The sequence below is a fragment of the Acidicapsa dinghuensis genome (genome assembly GCF_025685685.1).
Taxonomy (GTDB): Bacteria; Acidobacteriota; Terriglobia; order Terriglobales; family Acidobacteriaceae; genus Acidicapsa; species Acidicapsa dinghuensis.
Window position 1 is genome coordinate 521894 of the sequence record NZ_JAGSYH010000004.1, and the last position, 17276, is coordinate 539169.

Here is a 17276-nt window from a genome sequence, read left to right on the forward strand (position 1 = left end):
TGGAAATCATTGCTGACGAGATAATTTGCGCAGGTTTCTCGGTTTCAATCACATGAATTTTCAGTTACGCTCAGGTTATGCGGGCCGGGTGGCTACGCTCTTTGATTTCACCAATATTTGCGAGGAACGATGACCACGAACGAACTGCTGCGAATCGATTATCCCGCCGAATTTGCAGATGGTGCTCGTTCGGCAGTGACAACTTGCCTGCGGATTGATCCTGCGGAAAAAGTGACGCTGATAACCGATCAGGCAACAGAAGAGATTGCGGCATCAATCGCAGAACAGTTGGCAGAACGTGGATGCAAATGGAATGCGTTTCGGCTGGAAGATCTTGCGCCACGACCGCTGGTAGATATGCCGCAGGCAGTGCTCGAAGACATGGAGAGCTCTCAAGTTTCGATTTTTGCTGTGCAGGTGCAGCAGAACGAACTGCGGTCACGCATGCAGATGACGGATGTGGTCAACCGGCGGCGAATGCGGCATGCGCACATGGTGAACATTACGCCTGAGATTATGTGCCAGGGCATGCGGGCAGATTTTGACCGGGTAGACCGGCTGAGCCAGCAGGTGCTGGAGCGGGTGCGAAAGGCGACGCGCATCCGGGCGACTACGGCAGCAGGGACAGACATTACTGCGGAAATGAATCCCGGCTACAAGTGGTTTAAGACGAGCGGGATTATCAGTCCGGAGAAGTGGGGAAATCTACCGGGTGGGGAGTGCTTTACTTCGCCTGGTGAGGTAAATGGAACATTTGTAGTAGATGGTGTGGTGGGTGACTGGCTCTGCGCACGGTATGGGCTACTGCATGCGGCACCGCTGACGATTGAGATTGAGGGGAACCGGATTGTAAGCTGCTCGAGCGAAAACAAGGCTTTGGAGCAGGACTTTTGGGCGTATACGCACACGGACGAGAATTCGGACCGAGTGGGCGAGTTTGCCATTGGGACGAATCTAGGGGTAGAGCGGGTGATCGGGAATATTCTGCAGGATGAAAAGTTTCCGGGAATCCATATTGCGTTTGGAAATCCGTATGGCGAACATACGGGCGCGCCCTGGCGGTCGAGCACACACATTGACGTTGTGGGTCTGGGATTCAATATCTGGCTGGAGTCGGAGGCCGGAGAAGAACAGATCATGCGCGACGGGCGATTTTTGATCGCGGCGTAAGAATTGCGACAGAAAACAGAAGGGTTGCGCGGTCTATGATGACTGCATGGCGACCTTGTCTTCGAATTCATTTCGCACATTAGGCAACTCCGATCTTAAGCTTACCCCGATTGGTTTTGGGGCTTGGGCGATCGGCGGCGGCAACTGGGACTTCGGTTGGGGAGCGCAGGATGACGCTGCTTCGATTGAAGCGGTCCATGCGGCGCTGGATATGGGTATCAATTGGATTGATACGGCGGCGGTGTATGGGCTGGGACACTCGGAAGAGATTGTCGGACGGGCGGTTAAAGGACTGGCGGAGAGGCCGCTGATCTTTACCAAGTGCTCGATGCGCTGGGATGCCGAACGTAAGATCTATCGATCATTAAAGGCGGCGTCGGTGGCTGAGGAGTTGGACAACTCTCTGCGACGGCTTGACGTGGAAACGATCGACCTTTACCAGATTCACTGGCCCAATCCGGAGGACGAGATTGAAGAAGGCTGGGCGGAGATGGCCCGGCAACAGAAGGCCGGGAAGATCCGCTGGATTGGCGTGTCGAATTTTAATGTGACACAGATGAAGCGTGCGCAGGCGATTGCTCCTATTACCTCGCTACAGCCACCTTACTCGATGCTGCGGCCGGCGGTTGAGCATGAGATTTTGCCGTATTGCCAGGAGCAAGGGATTGGTGTGATCAACTACTCGCCGATGGTGAGCGGACTGCTGACAGGAAAGATGACACCACAGCGCGTAGCCGCAATGCCTGCGGATGACTGGCGTCGAAAAGCGGTGGAGTTTAACGAGCCGCGGTTGAGCCGAAATCTGAGGTTGGTGGAGCTACTGCGGGAGATTGGCTCGAAACATGGCGTTGAGCCTGGGGTTGTGGCGGTGGCATGGACACTGCATCATCCGGCGATTACGGCGGCGATTGTGGGCGGGCGCAGCGAAGAGCAAGTGAAAGAGTTGGCTCCAGCTTTGCGTTTGCGGCTGAACGATGAGGAATTTGCGAAGATCGGTGCGTTTTTAGCTGCGAATCCTGTTTAAGCCACGCTTCAGATTTGGGTAAAAGCCAAAAGGCCCGAGTTCAGAAGAACTCGGGCCTTGGTTATTGGATCGGCGGCGATTACATCGCGGCGACGAAATCCGGGAGAACCGTGGCAGCGTGGTTCTGAAGTAGGGTGGTCATGCGGGCCGCCATGCTGCTGTAGATATTGGCGGCACGGAAGGCATTGACCTTGACCCCCTCAGTGGCCTGGCTCAGAGCGTATTGCGCGAGGGCCATCAGAACACAGAGTCGAATTTGCATTGCATCGCTGCGGAGCGCTTCGAGAACCATCGGATCGATTGGCTCGGCACCGGGCAACATGTTGCGATTGGCATAGTCAGCCATCTCGAGCAGAACGCGAGCGTTCTGGTACATGGCCCAGAGTCCATGAGGTCCGTTGAGACGCTGCCAGATATCCTCGGTCGTGGCGTTCAGGCCCTCTTTCCAGAGGAACTGGTCGCTTAGATCGCGGGCGCTCCAATCGGTACGCAACTGGCAGAGCAGGCTATCCCAGCTCTGAACATTGCGACGGCGCATATTTTTGCGCCATTTACCGAAGTAGATCAGCAAGGCACTGACAATTGCGATTTGCAGCAATGGAAGCAGCATTACTTAATCCTCTTCCTCTGTTGATCTGAGGGAAGTTCGCCGAGTGCGATTCTACTCGCACGGGCACCTCCACTCATTAATAGCAGAAGTTCTTGCATTTGTGGACTGAATTCTTTGCGTTCCTGCTCTTTAGTAACGAAACTGACGATCCAATACGAAAGTGAACCAATGTAGCTGCAGGTAGTGGCACGATCAAGCCAATGATAGTAAAGGGTTCCAGCCTCCTGGTGTGAATGGAGGACAGCGACGATGAGAGTGACAATCGAGAAAAAACCAAGGCCAGTGGCGACCTGCAGCTCACGATCCTTCCAGCCAATAGAAAGAACCTGGCTAAATCCGGCCATGAAGAGGAAGCAGACAACGCGGAGAATTGCAACTGTCTGCTGGAAATGGACATAGAGTTCCCCATGTTTGGAGAGTCCCGGCGGCATTGTCATACCGGCCAAGGGCCATACGATCAGACCGGCCACTAAAACCAGACCTGCTATCAGATATACGGTTCCACGAGGAAGTATGGATCTGCTGGGCCTGAGAACTGACCATGCCAGCTCAATAAGCACAAATAGCTGAAGGATGGAATCCGGAACGATTTCTGCGAGATAAGCCTTTAGGTAAAGTCCAGGGAACCAATGCGCAATCAAGTAGTTAGCTACGTCTGTAAGGATGGTCCAAGCAATATAAGCAGTAAATACAGGAAGAGTGCGGTACACCTTACGGTGGAGCAGAAGGCCAAATACAGCGATCTCTGCAAGAATCGCTACGATCAGGAGTAGATTATCGATGGCCGTGTACCTCTCGGATCGAGCACGAGGCTCCTCCAGAAAAGAGTCTAGCAGCCCAAGCTATTTGTCAATCTACAACTATTGCCCCGTAGTTCTACCAAAGCCGGGTTATCAACCAAACTTTAATTTAAGCGACTGACTTAATCGTAGAGGGATCAACCGGAACGGTGCCGGGGCCAAAGCTCACTGCGGCGACAGACTTAATCGTGGAAGGATCAACTGGAACGGTGCCAGGGCCAAACTTGATGGTCGACGGATCGACAGGTACGGTGCCGGGGCCAAAGCTCACTGCGGCGATTGACTTAATCGTGGAAGGATCGACTGGAACGGTGCCAGGGCCAGCAAAAGCAGCGGCGGAGCCGACTAATAAAGTTAAAGAGCTAATGGTAGCGGCGGCGGAAACGAATACATTTTTCATAGCAAAATCTCCTATTTAGCCTGGAAGCTAGGAAAAGAGTAACCTAAATGTTGCGTTTGGGATACAACGATAGTCGCAAATTGATCGTTTTTGTTCGAAATCGTCTTCACTTTACGGACGGAACGTGGTAATGCACTTTTGATCCGCGAAATCGAATTACTTTCGAGATGCGTGAGGGTTACTTTGATTCCTGAATTTCGCGCCGCATATAATCGGGCATTTCGTCCAGAGAAATACCTGCGTTTGCTTGAGAATCTGGAGCTGGAGGCCGGTACGCACATCGGGTTCCGGGTGGCAGAGACGCCGATATTTCTGACCCGAGAAATGCTGGATGAGATGGCAAACGCCGGAGCAGAGCTTACGCAGCGGCTGATGAGTTGGCCGGAGTATCTGACAGCGGCGCGAAAGGCGATTCCGGCCGGTTATGACGTGGCTGGAGATTCAGCGCATCCGCACTTTTTGACCGCAGACTTCGCTCTGGTCGAGGGAACGGACAGAAAACTAGAGCCAAAGCTAGTGGAGATACAAGCGTTTCCTTCGGTATTCGGATACCAGGCGCTACTCTGCCATCAATATAGAGAGGTCTTCGGGATTGACCGGTCGTTCGGAACTTTTCTGAGTGGGCTGGATGAAGATGGGTTCTGGGAGCTTATGGGCAGGGCGGTGCTGGGCAAGTATGCGCCTGAAAATGTGGTCTTGGCCGAGGTGGATCCGCTGCACCAGAAGACTCTGCCGGATTTTCTGCTGACTTCGAAGCGATTAGGAATTCCGGTTGTGGACATTGCCACTATCGAGCCTGCGGGACGGAAATTGTATTACCGAGACGAAGCGGGACGTCTGACGCCAATTCACCGAATCTACAACCGGGCGATTGCGGACGAAATTATTGTGCGAGGGATCGAGCTGCCTTTCGACCTGACCTCCAGCTGGGATGTGGAATGGGCAGGGCATCCGAACTGGTATTTCCTGGTGAGCAAGTTTTCCCTGCCCTGGCTGACGGCGACGGGGAAGGTGACGGATGCGCGCAGAACTATACCGCCGGCGGCGTTTGTGGATGACTTCCTGGCAGGACCCGGGCTGACGAGGCTGGCTGAGGCGGGGGTTCCGCTGCGGGCCGGAGATGACCGGGCAACGGTCTATGAATCACTTCTGCTAAAACCGCTGTTTTCGTTTGCGGGCAAAGGAATTCAGTTCGCCCCGACCCGAGCGGATCTGGAGGCTATTCCCGAAGCGGAGCGGAAGAACTATCTGGTACAGCAACGGATGCATTTTGCGCCGACGATCGAAACTCCCCACGGCCGGACGCAGGCCGAGATCCGCATCCTATATATATGGCCCGATGAAGGAAATTTGACCCCTGCGCTCTCGCTGGTTCGGCTGGGGCGCGGGAAGATGATGGGCGTGGACCATAACCGTGATCTGGAGTGGGTGGGCGCCTCGGCGGCGTTCTGGCGTTAAGCAAAGTACCCCGACCGAGTCTATTGACAAAATATGAAACACACTTCTAGAAAATTTGTTACCATTTTCCGCGCATAAGTAACCCGTTTGAGGGATAGTAGGTATGTGCGAATTGCGATAAGGTGAGGCAAAGTAGAACAAACTTTGGTGCATCCAGGATTGCGGCTCTCCGCATCAGGTTTACGGTAGAGTAGGTTATCGAATCCTGGGAGGGTTTCCGTTTGACGAATCCACCGATCACCGCGTTGTCTGTTTCGCCTGCAAGCACCGACGAGTCAACTCGGCAAGAAGTGCGTTGCGCAGTACGGTTTCCGTTAAGTTTGCCCGTGGTTCTGTCCACCGACCAGGAAGAGTTCGACGCTGCAACAGTGAATGTGTCAGCCAGCGGAGTGCTTTTCCATACCGACCGGAGAGTGACGACGGGAGCGCAAATTGGTTTTTCGCTGCGGATGCCTAGTACGATCCTAGGCACTCCGCGAGATGTTTTAGTTCACTGCAGCGGGCGTGTGGTACGCTGTTTTCCAAACCAACCCGGTTTTCACACCGCTGCGACAATTGACGAGTACCGATTTGCGGATCAGTGACTCGATAGGCACACATGGCAGTCATTAAGATGGACTTTCTGGAAGATACACCAGAGGGAGAAATTCAGGATTCCGCCAAGCCTGGCGCCATTCGCGTAATCCTCGCGGATTCACAGGCTATTTATCGCGTGGGTATCCGCAAGGTTTTCGCTCTGGAAGACGATGTCCGCGTAGTCGCACAGGCAGACTCGCTTGAGAATCTGCAGGCCGCGATTCAGCGCTACCCAACGGATGTGGTACTGCTGGAGGGCGGCATGCTAGCTGGAGTGGCCAACGCGATTCCAGAGTTGCTGAGGCTCGCGCCGAACATCAAGATCATCGTGCAGACCTCTATAACGGACGACAACCACACGGTGGAACTCTACCGCAGAGGCGTGCGAGGCATTATCTCGCGAGCTATTTCGCCGGATCTGCTGGTGAAATGCGTGCGCAAGATTGCATCAGGGGAGACCTGGATCGATAACCAGTCCATCAACCTGGTGATTGAGGCGTACCGCTCGCAGGCAGCGGCGCTGGTGAGCCCGCGAAGCCAGCCTCGGCTGTCGCCGAAAGAGATGGCGATCATCACCTGCATTACGCAGGGTAAGCGAAACAAAGAGATCGCTTATCAACTTGGAACTACGGAGCAGGTGATCAAGAACTACCTGCGCAAGATTTACGACAAGCTGGGCGTATCGGACCGCCTGGAGCTGGCGCTTTATTGCCTGCATCATAAGCTGATTCACGCAGATGGCGAAGAGGAGCAAATTGTCGCCAAGGTCGTATCGCACTAGGAACAAAGCACATCATGGCAAGGGGCGATCCGCGAGGTTCGCCCCTTTTGCTTTGTGGATTGATTGGGAACTTAGTCTGTCGGGAACCTGATATCAGAGGAGAATTGCTGCCGGACTGCTGGGTGGTTCCGGGCCTGAGCGGGCACTCTTCAGCAGCCGTGTCATCGATTGAAGTTCTTCGCGGGTGAGGTGCCCAAGGATCTCGCGCGGGGCGCGCTCGACGATGGGATCGAGTTTGGCAAGTAATTTGAGACCATCCGCGGTGATGCGGCTCCAGATGACGCGTCGATCGGAAGAATCGCGCTCCTGATCGATCAGATCCTGTGATTTCAGGCGATTGAGAAGTCGCGTGACATCCGGTTCCGGCGTGATCATACGCTGGCCGACGGCGGAACATGTGAGTCCTGCCGGACGAGCGGCGCGCAGTATGCGCAGGACGTTGAACTGGGTGAGGGTGAGGCCGACGGGCTTGAGGCGATGCTGCATTTCGCGCTGGAGCTGGTCGGCGGTGCGCATGAGATTGATGAGCGCTTCTTCTTCAGGACCGGAAAAGCCTGGGGCTCGGCTGTTGTCCTCAGAATTTGCGCTCATGATTACTCCTGATCGCGGTGTGGAAATAAGCTCGATGCCAACCGCGTGGAAATGGGGCTGCGAGTTTCGTCAGCCCCATTTCTCTGATGTTGTTCGCCGTTGAATTAGATTCGGCTGAAGGAATGCGGCTTCAGAGGTTGCGTGAGAACTGATTTTGAACTTCGGCCTATTGGCAGCCCACTCCGATTTGTAGTGATTCACAAGTTCTCACGGAAACACTAAAGCCGGTGCTGCAGAAGTTACTGCTTGGCGGCGTCGAGGTCGATGGTGATGGCTACGTCATCACTCACTACCGCGGCGGGCATCTTGGCAGCGATGTCGAAGTCGGTGCGATGGAGCGTGGTGGTGGCCTCGAAGCCAATGTGCGGCTTCTTGTCCATGCCGGTGATGGGAGCACTAGGGCCAGCAACATTCAGCACAACTGGCTTGGTCACGCCCTTGATGGTGAGATTGCCAGTGACCAACAAGCCGAGCCCACCCTTGGCCACGCTGGTGCTGACAAAGGTTGCCGTCGGGAACTTGACTACGTTAAAGAAGTTGTCTCCCTTGACGTCGTTGTCGCGTGAGGAATTACCGGTATCCAGACCGGTCACATCGATGATGGCATTGACCGTGGATTTGGTGATGTCCGTATCGTCGAGCGTGATGGTGGCGTTCACTTTGCCTAAGCGACCATGAACATTGGAGATGCCGAGATGCTTGACGACGAATTCAGCATCGCTGTGGGCGGAATCGGACTTCCAGGTGGAGGGTTGCGCGATAGCGAGAGGGGCCGCAAGGGCCAGTATCGCAGAGGCTACTTTCACGAGCTTCATGGATGTTCCTTTCGTGCAAAGACCGGCGGCAAGGCCGGGGTATTCGGTGTTGATCGTTCGCGTCCCTGCCTGCACCCGAATGATGGCGATGAGCCGGACGAATATAACAAAACTGCGTAGCGGGCGGAACCTTGGATGAGTGTATCCGTGCCGCATGAACTCTGGTGGATAGGATGCAGCATAGGAATAGTTGTTGCAACAAATATTTTCCAATGTACGAACCCTAGAGAGTGGGCAGTGGATAGTCTGATCTGTCTGGTATGCTCCGGCGTATGCCGTCTGCCTCGTTTCGCGCCGTGGGAGAGCACTTTGCCCGTCTCACTCCTTCGCAGCGTTATGCTTTCTGGGCTTCGTTCCTGAGCTGGTCGCTGGACTCGCTGGATTTCTTTCTGCTGATTATGTGCCGGACGGCGATCGCGAAGGATTTTGGCGTGCCCGTTTCAGCGGTAGCGGATGCGGTGTTTCTGACGCTGGTTTTTCGACCGCTGGGTGCATTTCTGTTTGGAGCGCTGGCGGATCGGATCGGCAGGAAGCCCACGCTTATCATCAACATCCTTTGTTATTCGGCCGTAGAGCTGAGCTGCGCATTTGCTCCTTCGCTGACTGCGCTGCTGGTCTTGAGAGCGCTGTTTGGCATCGCTATGGGTGGTGTTTGGGGGGTAGGCGCGGCGCTGACCTTTGAGTCGCTGCCGCGCGAGGGACGCGGAGTGTTTTCGGGGATTTTGCAGGAGGGATACGCAGTTGGATATCTGCTGGCAGCGGCACTGTTTGGGCTGCTGTTTAATGGCATCCACATAGGTGGATTCTCGCTGCCGATCGGATGGCGCGGGCTGTTTATTGTGGGCGCCGCGCCGGCGCTGCTGGTCTTCTTTGTCGAGTCGCGCGTGGAGGAGTCGCCTGCATGGAAGGAAGCGAAGCTGCGCAAAGCAGAGGGCAGGAAAGAGCCGGTGCTGCCGAAGCTTAAATCGTATGCGCCGAACTTTATTTTTCTTGTGATTCTGATGTCGGCGTTCTGCAGTTTTTCGCATGGGACGCAGGATGGGTATCCGACGTTTTTGACGAAGGAGTGCGGGTTTACGGCGGGGATGGTGGGACTGCTGGGAATCGTCTATAACGTGGGGTCGCTGGCGGGCGGTTTTGTCTTTGGAACGCTGTCGGAGAAATGGGGACGCAAGCGCGCGATTATCTGCGCGGCGCTGCTGGCGATTCCGATTGCGCCGCTGTTTGCGTATGGGCATTCTCCGCTGTGGCTGGGGGTGGGCGCGTTTCTGATGCAGTTTATGGTGCAGGGCGCTTGGGGTGTGGTGCCGGCGTATCTGACGGAGCTTTCGCCGGGGCCGGTGCGGGCGATTCTGCCGGGGTTTGCTTATCAGCTTGGGAATCTCGTTACGTCACGCAACCTGTATGTGCAGGACAAATTGGCGGTGCGGTTTGGGAGCTATTCGCCGGTGCTGGCGGGGACGGTGGTGGTGGTGGCCGTGACGCTGGCCATTGTTACGGCGCTGGGGCGGGAGAGCCGTGGGGTGGAGTTGGAGGCGGTGTGAGGTAAATTGCGCATTCCGCTTGATCTGACTCGCATCACGCGCCACACTAGCGACATCGTGCGACTAACGACTGCGGAGGAAGATATGCGCATGAAATCTCTTATCGTAGTGGTTCTTGCCCTGGCGTCGTTGACCCTCCCCTTGACGAGTCAGACGCGTCGAGAGCGTTCTTCCAATGCATCCAGAAAAACTTCGCGTTGGACGCAGATACCGTTCACCACGGAGTTTCGAATTACCACAGTGCAGACAAGCCGCGACGGCACAATCGTGACCCAAGAAATGGACGAAGTAAACGCATTCGACTCGCAGTGGCGCCATCTGCTGCGAACAACCTCTCTGGCGAACGGATTTAGTTCTTCGGTTGCTGACGATCCGGTAAAGGGAACTCGCACGGTATGGAATACAAGCAGCCCGCAGACAAAACTTTTGCTGTTTCCAACGCCTGTTGAGGGGCGTGAATCCTGTTGGGAAATTGCGCCTGACGACCAGCGGTTGACACGTGGAGAAGCTCAATTCGGCATGATTTCGGCGCACTGTATGCCTGAGGGACAGCACCAATTTCCGTATTGCCATGAAGATGGCGAAGCAGTGCCACCGCCGGATGGGGATTTACCTGTACCTGAACCCAGCTATGAAGACTGTTTGAAGCATGTGCATTCCGAGAACATGCCGACACAAAAGATTTCGGAGAAGGACGACGATCTCGGCGACGAGACGATAAACCATGTTGTAGCGCATGGTTGCCGTGTTACCGTCACCGCAACGGATGGAACCTATCACTCAGAACTATGGCTGGCTAAGATCGGTACGGTGAAGCACAACACGCAATTTGCGCTACGTAGGATAACCGAACGTCCAAGTTCTTCGTTGGGAATTATCTCGACTAAATACGAGTTGATTGACTTGAATTTGAGTGAGCCCGATATCTCTGTCTTTGCTCCTCCAGAAAACTATTCCGTGAAAACGGTGAGTATGCACGAAGTTTCCTGCAATCCGGCACGGGATCCTGCACAGGGTGCGGCGAGCGCGCATTAACCGAGACAGTCTGCGTCGATCCCGGACTAAATACCACCACTTGTCTATCGGCCATAACTTAGCAGTGCCATCCCCTATTGACATTCGATAGGAGATGGAAGATTCTTTTGGAGTGATTCGTATAGACGAACGATAGGAATGGGTGGCATGGGCGATAACGCGACGAATTTACTACAGGGAACGCTGGATCTGCTGATTCTGCGGGCGCTTGCGACCGGTGAGCTGCATGGACTGGGGGTTTCGCGCCGCATTGAGCAGATCACGAAGGGGACGTTCCTGGTGAAACCAGGGTCGCTCTTCCCTGCCCTGCATCGCATGGAAGAGGCAGGATGGCTCAGCTCGTTCTGGGGTGAGTCGGAGAATAACCGACGCGCGAAATATTACAAGCTGACCAAAGCCGGCAAGGCGCAGATGGAAGTCGAGACGGAACAGTGGCAGAAGGTGGCTGGCGCGATGGCTAGTGCGCTGAAAGCTGTTTGAGCGTGAAAGACAAGAAGAACTGCTGATAACGCAGCAGAGGAAAGCATGAAACGACAGCGACGCGGCATTCTTAGAATCCTTCGCAATCTTTTTCGCAGGCGTGAGGCGGAATTGGAACTTGATGCGGAGGTGCGCTCGTATGTGCGGATGGTTGAGGAAGAGCGTATTGCCAAAGGCATGTCCGGTGCAGAGGCGCATCGGACTGCGATGCGTGAGTTTGGTGGTGTGGAGCAGGTGAAGCAGGCGGTGCGTGATCGGCGCGCGGGGGCAGGTATGGAACAGCTTTGGATGGATATGCGCTATGGTGCGCGGCAGTTATGGCGGAGCCCTGGATTTACGGCGACGGTGTTGTTTACGCTGGCGCTCTCGATTGGTGCGAATACGGCGATCTTTTCGATTGTGAATGCGCTGATGCTGACGCGGCTGCCGTATGCGCATCCGGAGCGGCTGGGAACGATTTATACGCGCATCACTGGACCTATATCCGAGGATGAGCGGCACCACATCAATGGCGAACAGTGGGAGTTGCTGCGCGACCGCGTGCCGGCGTTGATTTCGGCGATCTCGAATGGACACGCGACGGGCGTGGATATGAGGGCAGGATCGCATGTGGAGTATCTGCACTATTCGCGGGTATCGGCGCACTATCTGGATGTGCTGGAGATACAGCCGCTGATGGGGCGCAACTTTACGAAGACTGAAGATCTGCCGAATGGAGCGAAGGTCGCGATCCTGAGCTATGGCCTTTGGCAGAGCACGTTCGAGTCTGATCCGAATATTGTTGGCAAGCCGATTCTGTTGAAGGGCGAGCCGTATACGGTGGTTGGCGTGCTGCCACAAGGGGCAACGACGCCGATCGAGGCGGATCTGTATACGACGATCCAGGCGAGCCAGAACGGTGAGGGCGGTGGGACGAATTTTACGGATATCACGCGGTTACGCGATGGGGCGACGTGGCAGGAGGCGGATGCGGAGATCAATCGCGCATGGCTCGCACGGCACAGCCGTTATGAGCCGCAGGGAGCCGCGGTGAGCTATTACTCGGTACCGCTGCAAAAGGGTGAGACGGAGGCGGTGAGACCTCAGGCGACGGGGCTGATGCTGGCGGCAGGGTTCATTCTGCTGATTGCGTCCGCAAATCTTGCGGGCTTGACCCTGGTGCGCATGATGCGGCGCGGGCCGGAGATGGCGACACGACTGGCGCTAGGTGCTTCGCGATGGCAGGTGCGGCGGCAGATATGGGTAGAGCATCTGATGCTGGCACTGCTGGGCGGTGCTGCGGGAGTATTGGTGGGCTATGGAGCCCTGCGTGAGTTGATAGTGCTGCTGCCGGAGCATTATCTGCCGACGGCGAGCGTGCCGCTGGATGGGCGGGTGCTGCTGTTTACGCTGGCGGTATCGGTGGTGACAAGTGTGCTGTTTGGCATGCTGCCGGCGCTCGCTTTGCGGGATTTTGACCTGCGGTCGGCGCTGGCCAGCCGTGGGATGCATGGCGGTGACCGCATTGGCGTGCGGCAGGCTCTGATTGCTGGTGAGGTAGCGCTGACGGTAGTGCTGCTGGCGGGGTCGGGATTGCTGATTCGCTCGCTGGTACACCTGGAGACGCTGCCGCCGGGATTTGACGCGACGGGCGTAATGACGGCGAAGGCGCCGCTGGACGATGTGCGTTATCGGGATAGCGCGGAGTTTCGCAAGTTGATGGATGAAGGAACGGCGGCGATGCGGCAGATTCCGGGAGTGAAGTATGCGGCGGTGGGGTTGAGCGTGCCTTATGAGCGTGCGCTGAATGACGGCATCACGCTGAGCGAGGGTCCGAATGCGGGAACGCAGGTAATGTCGGGGATGGTTTATGTGACGCCGGAGTATTTTCAGGCGCTGCAGATGAGGCTGCTGGCCGGGCGGTACTTTACCGATTCGGATGGGCCGGATACGGAACCAGTGGTGATTGTGAACCAGACATTCGCTCGGAAGTTTTTTCATGGTGAGAACCCGATTGGGCGGCACATCGAAAAGAACATGCGGATTGTCGGAGTGGTGGCGGATGTGCCGATTGAGCCTGGGCTGGAAGTGCTGGCTCCGCTGATGAGCGAGGAGTCGATCTATGAGCCGGCGGCACAGCAGAATGCGCAAGGGCTGACGCTGGTGCATACGTGGTTTCAACCCGATTGGATTGTACGGACACGCGGGCCGGTGGATGGGCTTACGGGGCAGATGCAGAAAGCGCTGGCGAGTGTTGATCCGAACCTGCCGTTTTCGGGGTTCTACAGCATGAAGGATCTGCAGGCGAAGGCGCTGGCTACGCAGCGGGTGGAGGTAGCGCTGCTGAGTGCGATGGCTGGACTGGCGCTGCTGCTGAGCGCAGTCGGCATCTTTGCGCTGGTGGCGAATGTGGTGGCGCAGAAGACACGGGAGATCGGTATCCGGATGGCGCTGGGCTCGACGCTGAAGCGGGCGATGGTGCATGTAGGCGCGCCTGGCGTGAGAGCCTCGGCAGCGGGACTGGTGCTGGGGCTGCTGTTGTGCTCCGTGGCACTGAGGGCAATGCGGAGTGTGCTGTATGGCGTGGGCGTGTACGACGGGCCGACGATTATGGCAACGGTTGCTGTGCTGGCGTTGGTGACAGTGGCTGCGGGGGCTGCTCCGGCGCTGCGGATTGCGAAGATCGATCCGGCGGCAACGCTGCGGGAGGAGTAGTTTAGGACGGGCTTTCAGCCCTTAACGCCGGAAAGGTATCTCACACCCAGCCCGATGGGCTGGGATGTTGTCGGGCCTTTGGCCCTGAAAAGACACCGTTCGACCATGGTTCTCGTCGCGCAATGTTTCGAGTTCGATTTCTTATTCGCTTATCTCGGGCGGGTAAGATCGAAGCGGTCGCGGGTGTGAGCCCAGGTATTACCGGCCATGCGGCCTACGGCATCTAGCTTGTCGGCGTCTACGCGGAAGTTGTCTTCGATCTCGGCGTCAATGTGGATGCGGACGATTTCACCGAGGACGATAACACCTGCTCCCGGAGCTGGGTCTTTGCGGGTGTGAATGATCTGAAGGAGCTTGCACTCGATGTGGCCTGGGGATTCGGCGACGCGGGGTGGGCGGACGGCTTCACTGGGGATTGGTGTGAGGCCGGAAAGCTCGAACTCGTCGACCTCGGGGCCTACGTCCGCGGCGGCGATATTGGCAGCCTCGGCGAGCGCGGCGGAGACTACGTTGATGACGAATTCGCCGGTCTGTTCGACGTTGCGGAGGGTATCTTTGCGGTGCTCTTCGCCCCGCTTGTGGGTGGGGCAGAACATGACGGTAGGGGGATTGGAGCCGACTCCACTGAAGAAGCTGAAAGGCGCCAGATTTGGGACGCCGGCGAGGTCGATCGTGGAGACAAGCGCTACCGGGCGAGGAACGATGAGGCCCACCATGAGCTTATAGGTGTCCATCATGCTGTGGACGGCGGGGTCCACGGTGCGCATGCTGACGATAGGGCGAAGAATGGACGACATATATTTAGATTAACGTTTCAGTAACGATTGGAACTATCGCGAGTCGACGGACGGAAAGTATGACCGATTTGATGCGCTGAAAGCATTCCATAGATGGAAATTAGCGATCTGGTAACAACCGATCATGCACAATCGTATGAATAGGGTGCCGCTGATGGGCGGACCCGTTCTCTACAGGGGGAGACGCCGGGGTGCCGCGGATTCATTTTCAACAACAGCTCGCGGAGCTGAAAGACAAGATTCTGGCGATGGCCGCCCTGGCTCAGCAGGCGGTTGAGTCTTCAGTAGATGCCTACGTGCGGCGCGATGCCGGGTTGTGCCAGTATGTGCGCGAGAACGAGACAGCTATCAATACGGCACAGCGGGAGCTGGACGAAATGGCTTACGAGCTGCTGGCAAAAGAGCAGCCGATGGCGGTCGACCTGCGGTTCATTCTGGCGGTGATCAAGATTAATGGGGATCTGGAGCGGATCGGCGACCAGTCGATGAGTATCGCGATTCGCACGCAGGATCTGATGGACCTGCCGGTGATGGATCTTCCGGTGGATATCGCGGCCATGGGTGACTACGCGAGCCGGATGATCCGGTCGGCGCTGCAGGCGCTGCTGGATGGGGACGCGCAGCTTTCGGACCTGGTGCGGGAGATGGATGACGAGATTGACCGCATGAACCACGCGGCGCAGAGGGACCTGCTGGAGCGGATTCAACGCAAGCCGGAGGATACGCAGCAAGCGCTGAATGCGCTCCTGATTGCGCGGAATCTGGAACGAATTGCGGATCATGCCTCGAACATCGCGACGGACGTGATTTTCTGGATCCGAGGTGCGGATGTGCGGCATGAACTGAGCCTGGCGAGCGATTAACCACGTCAAAAACGAATTTTTCCTTTCTCATGCGTGTAGGCTTTAGCTTTGTGACGTAAAGTTTAGTCGTACGTCTATAGCTGCTAGTGACGCCAAAATCCTCCATGCGTAGCCGACGAGCGGCGCAGCGAAGGCTTTCCGGCACGTTGCAACGGCGAAGACAGGATGGCTGCCCATTCGGTAAGGACAGAAGTGCAGATCCGGCCGTTTGAGAAAGAGGATTTCCCATGCAGTCTTTTACGCCGGCTGGTTCCGGCACCATCCCTGAGCCCGAGATAGAAGAAACTATACAGATAGCCCGTGGAACCCAGGAATACGAGCGACATGTGAATCCGCAGTGGGTGCGGCTGCTGGAACTGCTGCAGATGAACGCCAGTTACACGGAGTGCAGGGGTGAGGTGCTGCACACGGCGGATGGGCGACAGATCCTGGATTTTCTGAGCGGCTACTGCGTTTATAACGCTGGGCATAATCATCCGCGGATTATTGATGCGCTGCACCGTGAGCTAGATAAAGCCGGTCCGTCGATGCTGCAGAGCCATGTGAACTCGACGGCCGGAGAACTAGCAGCGCGATTGCTGAAGCTGGCAGGCGGCAAGGTCAGCAAGGTGTACTTTTCAACTTCCGGTTCCGATGGGGTGGAAACCGCGATTAAATTTTCGCGGGCGCATACGGGACGGACTGGGCTAATTGCCGCGCGGGACGCTTTTCACGGATTGACCTGCGGGGCGCTGGCGCTGATGGATTCGGGGTTTTGGTCTTCGGGTTTTGGACCCATGATTCCGGGTGCGGAGTTTGTGGACTTTGGCGATCTGGCACAACTTGAGGCGAAGCTCGCGACACACAAACATGCGGCTTTGATTCTGGAGCCGGTGATGGGCGAGGCGGGCATTGTGCTGCCTCCGGAGGGGTATCTTAAGGGCGCACAGGAGTTGTGCCGCAAGTATGGCACGGTGTTTGTACTGGACGAGGTGCAGACCGGGTTGTGGCGCACGGGGCGGTTTCTGGCGGCGCATCATTATGGTGTCGAGCCGGATATGGTGGTGCTGGCGAAAGCGCTCAGTGGGGGACTGGTGCCAGTGGGCGCAGTACTGATGACGGACGCTATTTATGACAGCGTGTATGACTCGCTGAAGCGGGCGATCGTGCATACGTCCACTTATTCGGAATCCGGGCTGGCTATGCGCGCGGGGCTGGCAACGCTGGATGTACTAGAGAGTGAACAGCTTGGAGAGCATGCGCTACGTGAGGGCGAGGCGTTTCGCCGAGCGCTGCGGGCGGCTCTGGAGCCGTTTGAGATGGTGCAGGAAGTGCGCGGAATTGGGTACTTCTCGGGCATTGTTTTCGGGCCACCAAAATCACTTACGCTGCGGCTGAGTTTTGAGGCGTTTATGCGAGTCCATCCGGCTATGTTTGGGCAGATGCTGGTGATGCGGCTGTATCGCGAACATGGAATTTTGACCCAGATATGTGGGAATAACTTTCTGGTGCTCAAAGCTGCTCCACCGTTGAATGCGTCAGGATCTTCGCTGGAAGCGTTTGTCGAGGCGATGCGGAGCACGATGGAGTTTGTGCATAAGGGGCGGAGCTTCTGGGCAGATGCTTTGCGCCTTGCTTCACGCGCGGCACGTATCTGAA

17 protein-coding genes are annotated in these 17276 nt (G+C 56.4%); 11 read left to right on the forward strand and 6 right to left on the reverse strand.

Annotation, left to right across the window (positions count from 1 at the left end; genetic code table 11):
* The first annotated feature begins 129 nt into the window (after nt 1–129).
* Both OHL22_RS13040 and OHL22_RS13045 read left to right on the forward strand, forming a co-directional pair.
* Nucleotides 130–1170: an aminopeptidase gene (locus tag OHL22_RS13040; RefSeq protein WP_263337932.1), complete on the forward strand. Its 1041-nt coding sequence runs from the start codon at nt 130–132 to the stop codon at nt 1168–1170.
* 46 nt (nt 1171–1216) lie between these two features.
* Nucleotides 1217–2194: an aldo/keto reductase gene (locus tag OHL22_RS13045; protein WP_263337934.1), complete on the forward strand. Its 978-nt coding sequence runs from the start codon at nt 1217–1219 to the stop codon at nt 2192–2194.
* Nucleotides 2195–2273: 79 nt separating this feature from the next.
* Here the strand turns inward: OHL22_RS13045 and OHL22_RS13050 are convergent, their stop codons facing one another.
* From OHL22_RS13050 to OHL22_RS13060, 3 genes are all read right to left on the reverse strand, one after another.
* Complete coding sequence (locus OHL22_RS13050; RefSeq protein ID WP_263337937.1) at nt 2274–2804, reverse strand: hypothetical protein; 531 nt, start codon at nt 2802–2804, stop codon at nt 2274–2276.
* Nucleotides 2804–3274, reverse strand: coding sequence for a hypothetical protein (locus tag OHL22_RS13055; protein WP_263337940.1), 471 nt, complete (start codon nt 3272–3274; stop codon nt 2804–2806). Before OHL22_RS13055 ends, OHL22_RS13050 begins: the two co-directional genes overlap by 1 nt.
* A 439-nt stretch (nt 3275–3713) precedes the next feature.
* On the reverse strand, nt 3714–4004 hold the full coding sequence (locus OHL22_RS13060) for a hypothetical protein (protein ID WP_263337942.1): 291 nt from the start codon (nt 4002–4004) through the stop codon (nt 3714–3716).
* A gap of 183 nt (nt 4005–4187) precedes the next feature.
* Here OHL22_RS13060 and OHL22_RS13065 point away from each other — a divergent pair, with 183 nt between their 5' ends.
* The 3 genes from OHL22_RS13065 to OHL22_RS13070 all read left to right on the forward strand — a co-directional run bounded on the left by OHL22_RS13065 (nt 4188) and on the right by OHL22_RS13070 (nt 6819).
* On the forward strand, nt 4188–5462 hold the full coding sequence (locus tag OHL22_RS13065; RefSeq protein WP_263337949.1) for a hypothetical protein: 1275 nt from the start codon (nt 4188–4190) through the stop codon (nt 5460–5462).
* Between the two features lie 290 nt (nt 5463–5752).
* Complete coding sequence (locus OHL22_RS25065; RefSeq protein WP_377819478.1) at nt 5753–6046, forward strand: PilZ domain-containing protein; 294 nt, start codon at nt 5753–5755, stop codon at nt 6044–6046.
* A gap of 14 nt (nt 6047–6060) precedes the next feature.
* Complete coding sequence (locus tag OHL22_RS13070; RefSeq protein WP_263337950.1) at nt 6061–6819, forward strand: LuxR C-terminal-related transcriptional regulator; 759 nt, start codon at nt 6061–6063, stop codon at nt 6817–6819.
* Nucleotides 6820–6912: 93 nt separating this feature from the next.
* On the opposite strand, the gene OHL22_RS13075 is transcribed toward OHL22_RS13070, so the two are convergent.
* Together OHL22_RS13075 and OHL22_RS13080 are read right to left on the reverse strand one after the other, a co-directional pair.
* The gene (locus tag OHL22_RS13075; protein ID WP_263337954.1) at nt 6913–7410 is read right to left on the reverse strand and encodes a MarR family winged helix-turn-helix transcriptional regulator; all 498 of its coding nucleotides are present in this window, start codon (nt 7408–7410) and stop codon (nt 6913–6915) included.
* Between the two features lie 239 nt (nt 7411–7649).
* Complete coding sequence (locus OHL22_RS13080) at nt 7650–8225, reverse strand: YceI family protein (protein ID WP_263337956.1); 576 nt, start codon at nt 8223–8225, stop codon at nt 7650–7652.
* A gap of 272 nt (nt 8226–8497) precedes the next feature.
* Here OHL22_RS13080 and OHL22_RS13085 point away from each other — a divergent pair, with 272 nt between their 5' ends.
* From OHL22_RS13085 to OHL22_RS13100, 4 genes are all read left to right on the forward strand, one after another.
* Entirely contained in the window at nt 8498–9769 is a 1272-nt protein-coding gene (locus OHL22_RS13085; RefSeq protein WP_263337958.1) for an MFS transporter, read from the forward strand.
* Between the two features lie 90 nt (nt 9770–9859).
* Entirely contained in the window at nt 9860–10804 is a 945-nt protein-coding gene (locus tag OHL22_RS13090) for a hypothetical protein (protein ID WP_263337962.1), read from the forward strand.
* Between the two features lie 147 nt (nt 10805–10951).
* Entirely contained in the window at nt 10952–11284 is a 333-nt protein-coding gene (locus tag OHL22_RS13095) for a PadR family transcriptional regulator (protein ID WP_263337963.1), read from the forward strand.
* Between the two features lie 45 nt (nt 11285–11329).
* Complete coding sequence (locus OHL22_RS13100; RefSeq protein WP_263337965.1) at nt 11330–13978, forward strand: ABC transporter permease; 2649 nt, start codon at nt 11330–11332, stop codon at nt 13976–13978.
* A 149-nt stretch (nt 13979–14127) separates the two neighbouring features.
* Here OHL22_RS13100 and OHL22_RS13105 read toward each other — a convergent pair whose 3' ends face one another.
* Complete coding sequence (locus tag OHL22_RS13105) at nt 14128–14775, reverse strand: flavin reductase family protein (RefSeq protein ID WP_263337966.1); 648 nt, start codon at nt 14773–14775, stop codon at nt 14128–14130.
* 191 nt (nt 14776–14966) lie between these two features.
* Here OHL22_RS13105 and phoU point away from each other — a divergent pair, with 191 nt between their 5' ends.
* Entirely contained in the window at nt 14967–15638 is a 672-nt protein-coding gene (phoU, locus tag OHL22_RS13110) for a phosphate signaling complex protein PhoU (protein WP_263337970.1), read from the forward strand.
* Between the two features lie 227 nt (nt 15639–15865).
* On the forward strand, nt 15866–17275 hold the full coding sequence (locus OHL22_RS13115) for a class-III pyridoxal-phosphate-dependent aminotransferase (protein ID WP_263337973.1): 1410 nt from the start codon (nt 15866–15868) through the stop codon (nt 17273–17275).
* Nucleotide 17276: the final 1 nt, after the last annotated feature.

Bases quoted from the DNA above. Each gene is read 5' to 3' on its own strand.
- OHL22_RS13100 (WP_263337965.1), top strand. From the start codon at position 11,330: ATGAAACGACAGCGACGCGGCATTCTTAGAATCCTTCGCAATCTTTTT.
- OHL22_RS13075 (WP_263337954.1), bottom strand. From the start codon at position 7,410: ATGAGCGCAAATTCTGAGGACAACAGCCGAGCCCCAGGCTTTTCCGGT.
- OHL22_RS13090 (WP_263337962.1), top strand. From the start codon at position 9,860: ATGAAATCTCTTATCGTAGTGGTTCTTGCCCTGGCGTCGTTGACCCTC.
- OHL22_RS13085 (WP_263337958.1), top strand. From the start codon at position 8,498: ATGCCGTCTGCCTCGTTTCGCGCCGTGGGAGAGCACTTTGCCCGTCTC.
- OHL22_RS13050 (WP_263337937.1), bottom strand. From the start codon at position 2,804: ATGCTGCTTCCATTGCTGCAAATCGCAATTGTCAGTGCCTTGCTGATC.
- OHL22_RS13070 (WP_263337950.1), top strand. From the start codon at position 6,061: ATGGCAGTCATTAAGATGGACTTTCTGGAAGATACACCAGAGGGAGAA.
- OHL22_RS13095 (WP_263337963.1), top strand. From the start codon at position 10,952: ATGGGCGATAACGCGACGAATTTACTACAGGGAACGCTGGATCTGCTG.
- OHL22_RS13115 (WP_263337973.1), top strand. From the start codon at position 15,866: ATGCAGTCTTTTACGCCGGCTGGTTCCGGCACCATCCCTGAGCCCGAG.
- OHL22_RS13045 (WP_263337934.1), top strand. From the start codon at position 1,217: ATGGCGACCTTGTCTTCGAATTCATTTCGCACATTAGGCAACTCCGAT.
- OHL22_RS13080 (WP_263337956.1), bottom strand. From the start codon at position 8,225: ATGAAGCTCGTGAAAGTAGCCTCTGCGATACTGGCCCTTGCGGCCCCT.
- OHL22_RS13040 (WP_263337932.1), top strand. From the start codon at position 130: ATGACCACGAACGAACTGCTGCGAATCGATTATCCCGCCGAATTTGCA.
- OHL22_RS13060 (WP_263337942.1), bottom strand. From the start codon at position 4,004: ATGAAAAATGTATTCGTTTCCGCCGCCGCTACCATTAGCTCTTTAACT.
- OHL22_RS13105 (WP_263337966.1), bottom strand. From the start codon at position 14,775: ATGTCGTCCATTCTTCGCCCTATCGTCAGCATGCGCACCGTGGACCCC.